The organism is Bacillus sp. FAU20 (genome assembly GCF_056033865.1).
Genome location: NZ_JBVYHY010000021.1, coordinates 61,956 through 74,890, shown reverse-complemented (window position 1 = coordinate 74,890; position 12,935 = coordinate 61,956). Strand labels below are relative to the sequence as shown.

At 37.1% G+C, this 12,935-nt stretch carries 17 protein-coding genes; 6 read left to right on the top strand and 11 right to left on the bottom strand.

The features are described from left to right. Positions 1-7: 7 nt before the first annotated feature. Positions 8-295, top strand: a complete 288-nt coding sequence (locus AC0OM3_RS14185) for an RNA polymerase alpha subunit C-terminal domain-containing protein (RefSeq protein ID WP_074594665.1) — start codon at positions 8-10, stop codon at positions 293-295. A gap of 137 nt (positions 296-432) precedes the next feature. Here AC0OM3_RS14185 and gerPF read toward each other — a convergent pair whose 3' ends face one another. The 7 genes from gerPF to AC0OM3_RS14150 form a co-directional block, all read right to left on the bottom strand. Beyond that, the gene (gene gerPF, locus AC0OM3_RS14180) at positions 433-648 is read right to left on the bottom strand and encodes a spore germination protein GerPF (protein ID WP_001141566.1); all 216 of its coding nucleotides are present in this window, start codon (positions 646-648) and stop codon (positions 433-435) included. Positions 649-690: 42 nt separating this feature from the next. Next, positions 691-1,077, bottom strand: coding sequence for a spore germination protein GerPE (locus AC0OM3_RS14175; RefSeq protein WP_000902323.1), 387 nt, complete (start codon positions 1,075-1,077; stop codon positions 691-693). A gap of 15 nt (positions 1,078-1,092) precedes the next feature. Continuing rightward, positions 1,093-1,287 carry a spore germination protein GerPD gene (gene gerPD / locus AC0OM3_RS14170; protein WP_001052806.1) on the bottom strand — a complete coding sequence of 65 codons (195 nt, stop codon included), beginning with the start codon at positions 1,285-1,287 and terminating at the stop codon, positions 1,093-1,095. 6 nt (positions 1,288-1,293) lie between these two features. After that, entirely contained in the window at positions 1,294-1,908 is a 615-nt protein-coding gene (gerPC, locus tag AC0OM3_RS14165; protein ID WP_001070760.1) for a spore germination protein GerPC, read from the bottom strand. Positions 1,909-1,975: 67 nt separating this feature from the next. Next, the gene (gene gerPB, locus AC0OM3_RS14160) at positions 1,976-2,182 is read right to left on the bottom strand and encodes a spore germination protein GerPB (RefSeq protein WP_001012516.1); all 207 of its coding nucleotides are present in this window, start codon (positions 2,180-2,182) and stop codon (positions 1,976-1,978) included. 14 nt (positions 2,183-2,196) lie between these two features. Next, on the bottom strand, positions 2,197-2,418 hold the full coding sequence (gene gerPA / locus AC0OM3_RS14155) for a spore germination protein GerPA (protein WP_001111188.1): 222 nt from the start codon (positions 2,416-2,418) through the stop codon (positions 2,197-2,199). A gap of 96 nt (positions 2,419-2,514) precedes the next feature. Then, entirely contained in the window at positions 2,515-2,694 is a 180-nt protein-coding gene (locus AC0OM3_RS14150) for an aspartyl-phosphate phosphatase Spo0E family protein (protein ID WP_000462841.1), read from the bottom strand. A 247-nt stretch (positions 2,695-2,941) separates the two neighbouring features. Between AC0OM3_RS14150 and AC0OM3_RS14145 the strand changes: the two genes are divergently transcribed. Next, positions 2,942-3,841, top strand: coding sequence for a fumarylacetoacetate hydrolase family protein (locus AC0OM3_RS14145; protein WP_001213073.1), 900 nt, complete (start codon positions 2,942-2,944; stop codon positions 3,839-3,841). A 35-nt stretch (positions 3,842-3,876) separates the two neighbouring features. On the opposite strand, the gene AC0OM3_RS14140 is transcribed toward AC0OM3_RS14145, so the two are convergent. Then, complete coding sequence (locus tag AC0OM3_RS14140) at positions 3,877-4,161, bottom strand: hypothetical protein (protein ID WP_000926865.1); 285 nt, start codon at positions 4,159-4,161, stop codon at positions 3,877-3,879. Between the two features lie 110 nt (positions 4,162-4,271). Beyond that, positions 4,272-5,462, bottom strand: coding sequence for an ornithine aminotransferase (rocD, locus tag AC0OM3_RS14135; protein ID WP_000616657.1), 1,191 nt, complete (start codon positions 5,460-5,462; stop codon positions 4,272-4,274). Between the two features lie 150 nt (positions 5,463-5,612). On the opposite strand from rocD, the gene AC0OM3_RS14130 reads away from it, so the two are divergent. Further along, positions 5,613-5,978, top strand: a complete 366-nt coding sequence (locus AC0OM3_RS14130; protein ID WP_000233490.1) for a YisL family protein — start codon at positions 5,613-5,615, stop codon at positions 5,976-5,978. Between the two features lie 129 nt (positions 5,979-6,107). Here AC0OM3_RS14130 and AC0OM3_RS14125 read toward each other — a convergent pair whose 3' ends face one another. Continuing rightward, positions 6,108-6,662 (bottom strand): DUF2777 domain-containing protein, encoded by a 555-nt coding sequence (locus AC0OM3_RS14125; RefSeq protein WP_000616044.1) that lies wholly within the window; start codon positions 6,660-6,662, stop codon positions 6,108-6,110. Between the two features lie 238 nt (positions 6,663-6,900). Between AC0OM3_RS14125 and asnB the strand changes: the two genes are divergently transcribed. The 3 genes from asnB (at position 6,901) to katB (ending at position 11,420) form a co-directional block, all read left to right on the top strand. Next, entirely contained in the window at positions 6,901-8,748 is a 1,848-nt protein-coding gene (gene asnB / locus AC0OM3_RS14120) for an asparagine synthase (glutamine-hydrolyzing) (protein ID WP_089149404.1), read from the top strand. Positions 8,749-8,934: 186 nt separating this feature from the next. Continuing rightward, entirely contained in the window at positions 8,935-9,894 is a 960-nt protein-coding gene (gene hemH / locus AC0OM3_RS14115; RefSeq protein WP_000162631.1) for a ferrochelatase, read from the top strand. 59 nt (positions 9,895-9,953) lie between these two features. Continuing rightward, the gene (gene katB / locus AC0OM3_RS14110) at positions 9,954-11,420 is read left to right on the top strand and encodes a catalase KatB (protein WP_474212166.1); all 1,467 of its coding nucleotides are present in this window, start codon (positions 9,954-9,956) and stop codon (positions 11,418-11,420) included. 267 nt (positions 11,421-11,687) lie between these two features. On the opposite strand, the gene AC0OM3_RS14105 is transcribed toward katB, so the two are convergent. Continuing rightward, a complete protein-coding gene (locus AC0OM3_RS14105) occupies positions 11,688-12,920 on the bottom strand; it encodes an ammonium transporter (protein WP_474212164.1) in 1,233 nt (410 codons plus the stop codon). Positions 12,921-12,935 lie beyond the last annotated feature (15 nt).

Sequence of the window (12,935 nt, the reverse complement as noted above, 5' to 3'; positions counted from 1 at the left end):
CTTGAAAATGGCAACGGAAAAAACGTTAAGAACGTGTGAAAAAGGACATGAATACTACAAAAGTAGCGACTGTCCAACTTGCCCAACTTGCGAGAAAGAAAAGAAGCCGAAAACAGGATTTCTTTCACTTCTTTCATCACCAGCACGAAATGCGCTGCAACATCACGGAATTCAAACGATAGAAGAACTCTCAAAATATAGTGAAAAAGAAATTTTAAAAATGCATGGTATGGGACCAGCGTCTTTGCCGAAGCTTAGGAAGGCTTTGGAGGAGAGCGGGTTATCATTTAAATAAAATGAAATAGTGCTTCTTCACTACTTACTTGTTTATACCACTATTTGTGGACAGTAAAGCTCTTGCTTATTAAAATTTCATTTTAATAATTTTGAATTAGATAAAAGAAAAAAGTAGGAGAATATCTCCTACTTTTTTTACGCTGTTCCAATCTGATCTTGATCTGCCACATCAGAATCAAACGTATTTGTTGCACTAACACCGTTAAACGTATTCACGACAAACCCAACATTAGAAGCTCCAGATCCGTTATAGGCTTTCGTGTTTTCTTTCGGAGATACGTTATAAAAATCTCCTAAGTTGAAAGAGCCGTTACTGTTTTGCACGACGAGATTTCCTACAACCGAAGGCATACCATCCACCTACTTTACTAAGCTTTTTAATTACTATATGAATTATTGTGCGGAAGGTTCATCCGTAATATATTGGCGGATTTGCATAATACGAGAGTTATTAAAAGCATAATCAACATTCCCAATTTGAAAGCAACCAGAATTTAAAAGTGTCCGCAATTCAACGTTATTCACTTCAATAAAAGGACATTCATTTACAATATTTAATTTTACATCTGTCGTTCGTTTTGGAATTGTAATGTGTTCATCTGTAAAGATTTCAAAAGCATCAAAGCGACCTTCTCCCCGTATATAACAAGGAATTTCACGGTGGACGGCAATAGCTCTACTTTTTAATTCCATTTGGTTTGCATCTCCAACTTGAAATACGGCAGTAATCCCTAAAGAAATAATAGAAACATTTTGGACAATGGACACATGATGCAACATAATTTCTCAGTCTCCTTAACCTGGAGTAGGAGCGACATCTGTTACTAATGGTACAAATGGACCCTCTGTAACTGTTTCAAATGGTGTATCGAGAATAGAAGATAGAATGAGGAGATTTGCATCTCCAATTAAAAAGAGTGCGGACGACGATACACCGTTCATTTTAATCTGTCCGACTTTTAACTCACGGTTTACAACGTTAAGGTTCATACATAATTACTCCTTTCGGAAATTTCCTGGTATGTGCTGAATAAAGGAGAGAAAGGCTTTGTCAATATCTTGTTTCATTGCCTGAATAATGATATCTCGTAAATAATCTGGATCTGTTGAAATACCTTCATATGATTGCGCTTGTGATAAATAATAAGGGAGTCGATGCTCCATCTGTTTTTTTATGTCATCCACCATCATTTGTCGATACATTTCATCAAGCGGTGTTCTCTCTTCTTGTTCAAAATGGAGAATACGATTATATGCTTCTTCATCTAAGTATCGATGCATTTCTTGGAGGATACCTTGATAAAAGTCTGGGTTTGTTTCGGTTTCAGGGTTTACCTTTAATGTTTCTGTATCCACTTGAAAATCTTCAATTTGTTGTCCTTTTGCTGAAAATGGGTTTAAACCAATATTTAAAGTACCATTTAAATTTTCGACTTTTAATTGATCGAATTTGTATTCCACTTTTCCTACAGAAGAGGAGGGGCGATTTTTTAATTCGTTAAGCTCTTCTTGGAGTTGGCGCACTTGATCTTCTAAATTCAAGATGGCTGCTTGTTGTGTTTGAAGAGCTTGTTGAAGTTGGTGTAAGTAAGTATATATATCTTGATTCATTTGTGAAACCTCCTTTTCAATAGGGAGGGTAAAAATATTCCTACTATATATTTATGACAAGGATGTCTTAAGAAGAACTAGTTGATGGTTTGATAGAAATAATTTGTCCTTTCGCCTGTAATGGGCGAAGCGGCTCCGTAAATCCGCCCGTATTTGAAAATTTAGATAGGGCTTTAATACTTCCGGCAGTACCAATTTGGAACACAGAAGAGGTTGTAATGCTATCAATTTTAATACTGTTGATGACGATACTTTGGTTTACATAAAAGTTCAATATAATCGCCCCCTTTAAGTTGAACCAATTATCGCTTGATCGACGACATCTGAATCGTTGACAGTCGTTGCACTTTGATAATTGTAGACAGAAACGTTATCTCCAACGTTAAAAGAGCCGGCCCCGGCGAAAGCACGTGAGTAACTAATAGGCCTAATCGCAAATACATCTCCAATATGAAAAATACCACTTGATCCAATATTGACGATACGAATATGTCCGACCATAGCTGGCATACAAAACACCCTTCGTTTTTAAAATTTTCTTTTCTACTATTGTATGGGCGTTTCCAATAAAATGTGTATTTTTTTGAAATAAAAGAAACACACGCATTATTGCGTGTGTGTTTTGAACGTTTGATTAGGGTGTAAATCCGTATGTACATGACAAATTACATTTAAGAGCCTGTCCAGTTCTTGGCTACAATCCACTGTTTTTTGAGAAGTCATTCCATAGCGTTCAGCAAAATAAATCATTTTTTCACGTTTTTTTTCAATCGCTTGCTCAAACATTGAAATCGGCTCCATCTCTAAATGAAATTTTTAGTATATATGTAGTACATATTATACAAAAACTTCATAAAAAAGAAATGCATTCGCTAAAAAAAGTAAAATTTCTACATTTTATGCCAAATGATAAAGGAGTAACGAATCGGATATGAGAAGAATATTGTAAAAATTAGCGTGCATGAGAAGGTTTTTTTCTTGCGGATGCGAATACAATTAAAGTGTATGAGTTGTAGGATGGAGAGTGGAAATATTGCGTTTTGTAACGGCGAAAAAAGAAGAAAAGGTATTTGTAGGTATTGTGGATGAAGAAGAAGAAAAGGTATTACACTTAAGAGAAGCGCAAAGACAAAAAGGGGAAAAGGTTACAATCCCTATTACAATGCTAGAGTGTATTGAAAGAGGGACTGAATGCTTTGAGAAAGTATGTGAAATTGTAAATTGGGCAAAAGAGAACGGGGAAGCGGCGTATTATCCGTTAACAGAGGTGAAAATATTAGCACCGATTCCAAGGCCAAGAAAGAATATTTTGTGCGTTGGAAAAAACTATCGTGAGCATGCGGTAGAAATGGGCGGAGTAGAGTCTATTCCAGAAAATATAATGATCTTTACGAAAGCACCAACAACAGTTATTGGCATAAATGAGCAAATTAATGGTCACCCTCATGCAACGGACGAACTAGATTACGAAGGAGAATTAGCTATCATTATTGGTAAGCGAGGGAAACAAATTAAAAAAGAAAAAGCGCTTGAGCATGTTTTTGGTTATACGATTATCAATGATGTAACAGCTCGAGACATTCAAAGAAAACATAAACAGTTTTTCCTTGGGAAAAGCTTCGATACATTTTGTCCGATGGGACCGTATTTAATTCATAAATCGGTGGTTAATGCGCCGAATTCATTACACATTGAAACGGTAGTAAATGGAGAAGTAAGGCAAACTTCCAACACAAATAAAATGATTTTTCCAATAGAAGAAATTATTTCAACGATAAGTAAAGGAATGACTTTAGAACCAGGCGATATTATCGCAACAGGAACCCCGGCTGGTGTCGGAAAAGGTTTCACGCCACCAAAGTTTTTACATGCTGGTGATGAAGTGGTTATTACAGTAGAAGGAATTGGTACTTTGCGAAATGTAGTGAAGTGAAGAAAAGAGCTATCTTGTTAAAAGATAGCTCTTTTTTATGGCCTTGGGTTATAGAGGTAATCGATAACGGAAAAAGTGTAAAGACCAATGAATGCAAGTGTACAAATGCCAAATAGTATAACCGTAAGTGCGCTTTTTTCTCGTCCAAAACCAATGATAGTAAGAATAACAGCAGTCCAAAATGATGCTTTCAGTAGTGTGAATGTAGTAGAAGTTGAGTAGTGAGTAAGCCATGTTGTGGAAAGTAGGAAGCCAAAGAATGTAACTAAAATAAAAGATGTAGCTAAATAGTTAATATGTTTACCATATCTTAATAGCATATCGCACCTCCTTTACGATTTTAAAATACAGAAAATTACAATTTTATCTTAATATAAATGAATATAAAAAGAAAGAGGTTGTCCCAATATGTCGGACAACCTCTCTATCATTACGATAATACAGCTTTAATTTTTTGGAATGCCCACTCTAAATCTTCTTCAGAGATTACTAGAGGTGGTGCGATACGAATTACGTTTTCATGTGTTTCTTTACATAGTAGACCAGCTGCTTTTAGTTGTTCACAGTAAGGACGAGCTGGTTCGTTTAATTCGATACCGATGAATAAACCTTTACCGCGAACTTCAGTGATCATTGGGTTATCAATTTCTTTTAATTGCCCAACTAATTTTTCTCCTAATTGAAGAGAACGCTCTGTTAATTTTTCTTCTTCTAACACTTCAAGAGCTGCGATAGACACAGCACATGCAAGTGGATTACCACCGAATGTAGAACCGTGAGAACCTGGCTCAAATACACCTAAAATGTCACGGTTTGCTGCAACGCAAGAGATCGGGAACACGCCGCCGCCAAGCGCTTTGCCAAGTATGTACATGTCAGGAGTTACATCGTCCCAGTCACAAGCGAATACTTTACCAGTACGGCCTAAGCCAGTTTGGATTTCATCTGCTACGAATAAAACGTTTTCTTTTTTACATACTTCAAAAGCTTCTTTTAAGTAACCAGCTGGTGGGATGTTAATTCCTGCTTCACCTTGAATTGGCTCTAAAATGAATGCTGCTGTGTTTGGTGTAATTGCAGCTTTTAACGCTTCTAAATCACCGTAAGGAATTACAACGATGCCAGGAAGCATTGGACCGAATCCACGCTTGTATTCTTCATTTGAAGACATAGAAACAGAACCCATTGTACGTCCGTGGAAGTTATCTTCACAAACGATGATTTCAGCACGGTTTGCTTCTACTTTCTTCACATCATAAGCCCAGCGACGAACTGTTTTAATTGCAGTTTCAACAGCTTCAGCACCTGTATTCATTGGAAGTACCATTTCTTTATTAGTTAGTTTCGCAACTTTTTCGTACCAAGGACCTAATTGATCGCTATGGAAAGCACGAGAAGTTAACGTAACACGATTAGCTTGGTCAATTAAAGCGTTAATAATTTTCGGGTGACGATGACCTTGGTTTACTGCAGAATATGCACTTAATAAGTCCATATAGCGGTTTCCTTCAGGATCTTCTACCCAAACACCTTCTGCTTTAGAAATAACGATTGGAAGTGGGTGATAGTTATTTGCTCCGTATGTGTCTGTAAGTTCGATAATATCCTTAGTTTGAATCATGATTGTTCCCCCTTTTGTTATTACAAGAAGTTTGTAAATACTCTAAATATTATATCATTTAAATGTAAAAAAGCGAAACATTTCCTGAAAATAAATGAACATGTTATCATATAGAGTGAAAAAGTGTGAAAAGAGGAGGTAAGGGATACGATGGTACATATGCATATTACAGCATGGGCGTTAGGTTTAATTTTATTCTTCGTTGCGTATTCACTTTATTCAGCAGGAAGAAAAGGTAAAGGTGTACATATGGGGCTTCGCCTAATGTATATTATCATTATTGTGACAGGTTTCATGTTGTACATGGGTATTATGAAGACTGCAACAAGTAACATGCACATGTGGTATGGTTTAAAAATGATAGCTGGTATTTTAGTTATCGGTGGAATGGAAATGGTTCTTGTGAAAATGAGCAAGAACAAAGCAACAGGGGCAGTTTGGGGGCTATTTATTGTTGCACTAGTAGCAGTATTTTACCTTGGACTGAAATTACCGATTGGCTGGCAAGTATTCTAATAAAAAATAAAACCACCTTATAATCTCAAAGACTTGGGAGATAAGGTGGTTTTTTACGTTATCCCGTAAACACCAGATTGGTGAAGGTTAATAATTAGTGGGGGTTGCCCCACTAATTAAAGTTTTACTTTATGTCGCATCAATATGCAACTCTTCTCCGTTTACTTTTGTAAAACGGAACATATTTTTATTTGATGTAGTGTGACGAACGAAATGATGCTGCAGTGTACAAATCATTTCTTCGTTATCAAACAAAAGAATATTTACTCCTTCGCGTGACTCCTCTTTCGGTAAGAAAGATAAATAATTATGACAATACATGCAATCATATAAAGAGTAGTGAAGTGATTGCAATGATTCCGTTAATAATGTGAAGACAGAGTCAGGTAATTCCTCCAGCCATTCATTATAGCTAAGAAGTAACTTTTTTCGAATACGTATCATTTCACCGTTTTGCAAATGGTGTTGCTCGTTGGCGATTTGTAATACATCTTGTTCATAGAAACGGGCTGGTAGCCAATTGTTATTATACAAAATTTCAAACCCATCTTCGGCAATATCTTCTAATAAAAACGCTTCATCATTTTCATCATCAAAGAATACCCACTCATTGTTTATATATTCTACATTACCGACTGTATGAGCACGGGGTTGATTATATAAAATATGTTTACGTTGTATCATACACGATTTCTCCTTTATGAAAAGTAGTTATTTCTGTTATAGACAGTTCGTGCATTCTTTATAACTAGGCACATCTAGACATAGGTGGGCATACAATAAAACACGTTTTACTGAGTGAAAATGCTATTCCATATGTGGATAGTAGGTTATCGTCAAGTTTTTCATTTTTTAATCCGCACTCTTAGGGTGGGGATTACTGCACGTTCAAGAAAAGAAATAAGATGGAAGGATGATTTATATGTGCGGGATTACAGGATGGGTGGATTATAAACGCTCATTAGAAGGAGAGCGGGACGTCGTTACGAAAATGGCTGAGACGTTAGCGAAGCGTGGCCCAGATGATAATAAAGTTTGGATTAAAGGCAATGTCGCATTTGGGCATAAACGTTTAATCGTTGTGGACCCTGAGGGCGGTAAACAACCGATGACTTGTTTAAAAGATGAAACGAATTACGCCATTTGCTATAACGGTGAACTTTATAACACAGAAGACATTCGAAAGGAATTATTAAGAAGAGGATATACGTTCAAAGGTCATTCTGATACAGAAGTATTATTAGCTTCTTATATTGAATGGAAAGAAGAATGTGTCAGTCATTTAAACGGTATATATGCGTTTGCAGTATGGGACGAACAGAAAGAACAAGTATTTATTGCGAGAGATCGATTAGGTGTAAAGCCACTTTTTTATAAATATGATAGCGGACGCTTATTATTTGGTTCGGAGTTAAAAGCGATATTGTCGCATCCAGATGTGAAGGCGGAAGTAACGTTAGAAGGATTATCAGAAATATTCGGACTCGGACCGTCAAGAACGCCTGGGCACGGTATTTATGCTGGTATAAAAGAATTGCGTCCAGGTCATGCGATGACATTTTCAAAGAACGGTTTATGTATATGGAGATATTGGAATGTAGAAAGTAAAAAACATGAAGACTCTTTTGAAGAAACAGTAGAGAAAACGCGCTTCTTATTACAAGATGCCATTACAAGACAGCTTGTTTCTGATGTACCACTATGTACTTTTTTATCAGGTGGTGTAGATTCGAGCGCTATTACAGCTATCGCAGCGAAAGAATACGAGAGATCAGGAAAAGGGCCATTACACACGTATTCTATTGATTACGAAGATAATGACAAATACTTTAAAGCGAATGCATTCCAGCCAAATTCAGATGCTCCGTTTATTAATTTAATGACTGAGACATTTCAAACAACCCATCATCGCTGCGTCATTTCGAATGAAAAATTAGCAGAGTATTTAACTGAAGCGGTACTCGTTCGTGATTTGCCTGGTATGGCAGATATCGATTCGTCATTATTATGGTTTTGCCGAGAAATTAAACAAGATTTTGTCGTTGGCTTATCTGGAGAATGTGCAGATGAAATATTTGGTGGATATCCGTGGTTTTATAGAGAAGATGATTTACAATCGAGTGCATTTCCGTGGATGCGTTCTACAGAGGCACGTGAACAACTTCTAAAAAAAGAATGGAGAAATAAATTAAATTTACAACAATATGTACAAAGGCGCTATGAAGAGTCGATTCAAGAAGTTCCTATTTTAGAGGGAGAAAGTCCGTTAGAAGCAAAAAGACGTCAATTATTTTATTTAAATATGGTATGGTTTATGACAACATTATTAGACAGAAAAGACCGTATGAGTATGGGGGCGAGCTTAGAAGTACGTGTTCCATTTGCAGATCATCGTCTTGTCGAATATGCGTGGAATATTCCTTGGGAAATGAAAATGTATAAAAACCGCGAAAAAGGTCTATTACGTAAAGCGTTAGAAGATGTACTTCCACATGACATCTTATATAGAAAGAAGAGTCCTTATCCGAAAACTCACAATCCACACTATACAAAAGCAGTAACAGTATGGCTTCAAAGTTTATTAACGGATAAAGGTTCAATTTTACACGAACTGTTTGATAAAGAGCAGTTGAACGAATTGATTCAGTCTGGCGGCAGTGCATTTCAAACACCATGGTTTGGTCAATTGATGACTGGGCCGCAGCTTTTAGCTCATTTAGCACAAATTCACATTTGGTTTAAAGAATATGGGGTAAATATTAAGGAATAACGGAAAAGCGGCTTACAATTATGTAAGTCGCTTTTTATTAAAGAAATTGTCATATAAAATTCAAGATTACCTTGTAAATAATATTTAATTAGAATTGTTATTTTGACGTACTTATTATTACTTGTTATAATTGGAAACAAACGTTCTGAAAAGGATTCTCATTTATAAAATTGAGGTGTTATATAGATGACAAAGAAAAAAATAGGTTTACTCGTAATGGCGTATGGAACACCGGAATCATTAGACGATGTAGAGGGATATTATACACATATCCGTCACGGGCGTAAGCCATCAGAAGAAGCGCTTGAAGATTTAATTGGGCGCTATAAAGCGATTGGTGGAATTTCGCCACTTGCAAAAATTACGAAAGAACAGGCGCATAAATTAACAGATTCAATGAATAACATATTTATAGAGTATGAATTTACTTGTTACTTAGGTTTAAAACATATAGCTCCATTTATAGAAGATGCAGTAGAAGAGATGAAGCGTGATAAGATTGGGCAAGCGATTAGTATCGTATTAGCGCCGCATTATTCTACATTTAGCATTAAAGCGTATAATGACCGTGCTATTCGTCTTTCAAAAGAAATCGGTGGTCCTGTTATTGAACCAATTGAACAATGGTATGATGAACCGAAATTTATTTCGTATTGGGCAGACCAAATAAAAGAAACGTTTAAAGAAATTGATGATAAAGAGAAAGCAGTCGTAATTTTTTCAGCACATAGTTTGCCAGAAAAAATTATTGCAGCAGGAGACCCATATGTAGAACAACTAAAGCATACGGCAGATTTAATTGCAGAAGCTGCAAATATTCAAAACTATACAATCGGTTGGCAAAGTGCTGGGAATACTCCAGATCCGTGGATTGGTCCAGATGTGCAAGATTTAACGAAAGATTTATATGAAGAGCATGGGTACGAATATTTCATATATTGCCCAGTTGGTTTTGTAGCGGAGCATTTAGAAGTTTTATATGACAACGATTATGAATGTAAAGTTGTAACGGATGAATTAAATGCCAAATATTTTAGACCAAATATGCCGAATGCGCAATCGGCATTTATCGACTGTTTGGCTGAAATTGTTTCCAAAAAAGTGAAGGAAATAGTTGACAAAGATTTAGTTTTGAATAATAATTAATTTATAATAATTTTAAATAAATAATAATTACTATGAAAGAAAGAGGAGGATCCCCCTAGATGAATCCAAATAATCGCTTAACAACAAACCAAGGTGCTCCAGTTGGAGACAACCAAAATTCTCGTACAGCTGGTCGTCGTGGACCGGTATTATTAGAAGACTATCATTTAGTAGAAAAACTTGCACACTTTGATCGTGAACGTATTCCGGAGCGTGTTGTACATGCACGTGGTGCAGGTGCTCACGGTGTATTCGTAACGAAAAATAGTATGAAGCCATATACGAAAGCTGCATTTTTACAAAATGAAGGAACTGAAACACCTGTATTTGTTCGTTTTTCAACGGTTATTCATGGTCAAGGTTCTCCTGAAACAGCACGTGACCCACGTGGGTTCGCTGTTAAATTTTATACAGAAGAAGGAAACTACGATATCGTAGGTAATCATTTACCAGTTTTCTTCATTCGTGATGCAATTAAATTCCCTGATATGGTACATTCTTTAAAACCAGCACCTGATACGAATATTCAAACGCCAGATCGTTACTGGGATTTCATGACGTTAAGTCCGGAATCTACACATATGATGACATGGGTATTTTCTGATTACGGTACACCAGCAAGTTATCGTGAAATGGAAGGTTTCGGCGTCCATTCATTTAAATGGATTAATGAAGAAGGTAAAATTGTTTATATTAAATACCACTGGAAACCACAGCAAGGTGTACGTAACTTAAATGCGAAAGAAGTGCAAGAGGTACAAGGGAAAGACTTCAATCATGCTACTCGTGACTTGTTCGACGCGATCGAAAAAGGAAATCACCCGAAATGGGATTTACACGTACAAGTTATGCAATTAGATGAAATGGATTCTTTAGACTTTGATCCACTAGATCCAACGAAAGTATGGCCAGAAGATCGCTTCCCGTTAATTGAAGTAGGGACAATGACATTAAATCGTAATCCGAAAAACTTCTTTGCAGAAGTAGAACAAGTAGCGTTCTCTCCAAGTGCAACAGTAAATGGTATTGAGCCATCGGAAGATAAATTATTACAAGGTCGTTTATTCTCTTACCCAGATACACAACGTTATCGTCTTGGTGCAAATTACTTGCAAATTCCTGTAAACTGCCCATACGTAGCTGTTCATAATCAACAACGTGATGGTGCGATGCAAGTGAATCAAAACCCATCTACAATCAACTATGAACCTAGTCGTCATGCTGAAAATCCAGTTGAAGACAAAGCTTACCGCGATTCAACTATGAAAGTAGAAGGCTATGTATCTCGTGAAAAAATTGAGAAACCAAATGACTTCAAACAAGCAGGTGAGCGTTACCGTTCATTCTCTAAAGAAGAGCAAGATAACTTAATTGCAAACTTAACAAATGATCTAAAAGACGTAAATGAACGCACAAAATTATTAGCTGTTTGTAACTTCTTCCGTGCAGATCAAGAATACGGTATGCGTTTAGCGCAGGCATTAAATGTTGATATTACGCAATATGTAGGAAATGCTCCGAAATAAATAGGAAAAGACGACCGGGCTTCGGTCGTCTTTTTTGTGTGTAAATTTATGCCGGGGTATTTTTCATCTTCTTCATGTCGGAATTTGTTGGTAAATTGATATGTTGTGTCGAACCGTTGATATATTGAAAGAAACAATCGATATATTTGAAAAATCGTTGATATATCCAAAAAAACGTTGATATATTTACAGTTATACTAGGTGGGGTATGTTGCCTCGTGCGCAAAAAAAGGGATGCAATCTATTAGTAATAGATTGCATCCCTTTTTAGTTTGCTCGCTCTGCATGTTCATAAGCCTTCTCACCATGCATTGAAATATCAAGACCCATGTGTTCTTCGTGTTCATCTACTCGAACAGGGAGGAAGAAGTTGATCGCTTTAATAATGGCATACGTCATGATGATTGTGAATGCATATGTTGCGCCAATCGCTATAAGTTGTTTAAACAGTAACGCGGCGTTTCCGTAAAACAATCCGTTCGCACCATCCCCGTTTACGGTAGTAGTTGCAAATAGTCCTGTTGCAATACCGCCCCAAGTTCCTCCGATGCCGTGGCATCCAAAGGCATCAAGTGTATCGTCATACCCAAATTTTGTTTTTAAGAAGAAAACGGCGCCGAAGCATAATATGCCACCAATTGCTCCGATAAGAAGGGCGGAGAAAGGTGTAACGAACCCGCAAGCTGGTGTAATAGCGACTAGACCAGAAACAACTCCGCAAGCAGCTCCCATCGCGGTCGGTTTTGATTGGAAGAACCATTCAGAAAGCATCCAAGTTAGAGCGGAGGCAGCAGCGGCTATATTTGTATTAATAAATGCAGTTAAAGCTACGTCGTTTAAGGATAATGCGCTGCCGACGTTAAAACCGAACCAGCCAAACCATAATAAGCCTGCGCCTAACATTGTAAATGGCAAATGGTGGGGAGAAGAACCATTTATGTTTTTTCGTTTTCCAAGGAAAATAGCTAATACAAGACCAGCAACTCCGGAAGTGATGTGAACGACGTTTCCGCCAGCGAAGTCTAGTGCACCAAGTTCCCTTAGCCACCCGCCGACGCCCCATGCCCAATGAGCGACAGGATTGTAAACGATCGTTGTCCATAGAAGGATAAAAATAAGAAAGGCAGAAAATCGCATTCTTTCAGCGAATGCACCTGAAATTAAAGCTGGAGTTAAAATGGCGAACATGAGTTGAAACATCATGAATAAATTGTGAGGAATAGTAGATGAGTAGTCTGGATTTGGTGCGTAGGTAACTCCGTTTAGACCGAACCAATCAAGTGTACCGATAAGCCCGTGCCAATCTGGTCCGAATGATAAAGAATAGCCGATAACAATCCATTGAATCGAAACGATAGCCATTGCGCTATAACTATGCATCGTTGTGCTGAGTACATTTTTGCTGCGAACCATACCTCCATAAAAAAGTGCCAATCCTGGTGTCATCAACATGACCATTACTGTCGTCACAAACATAAAAACTGTATCTCCCATATCCATGATCTCTCCTCCTGT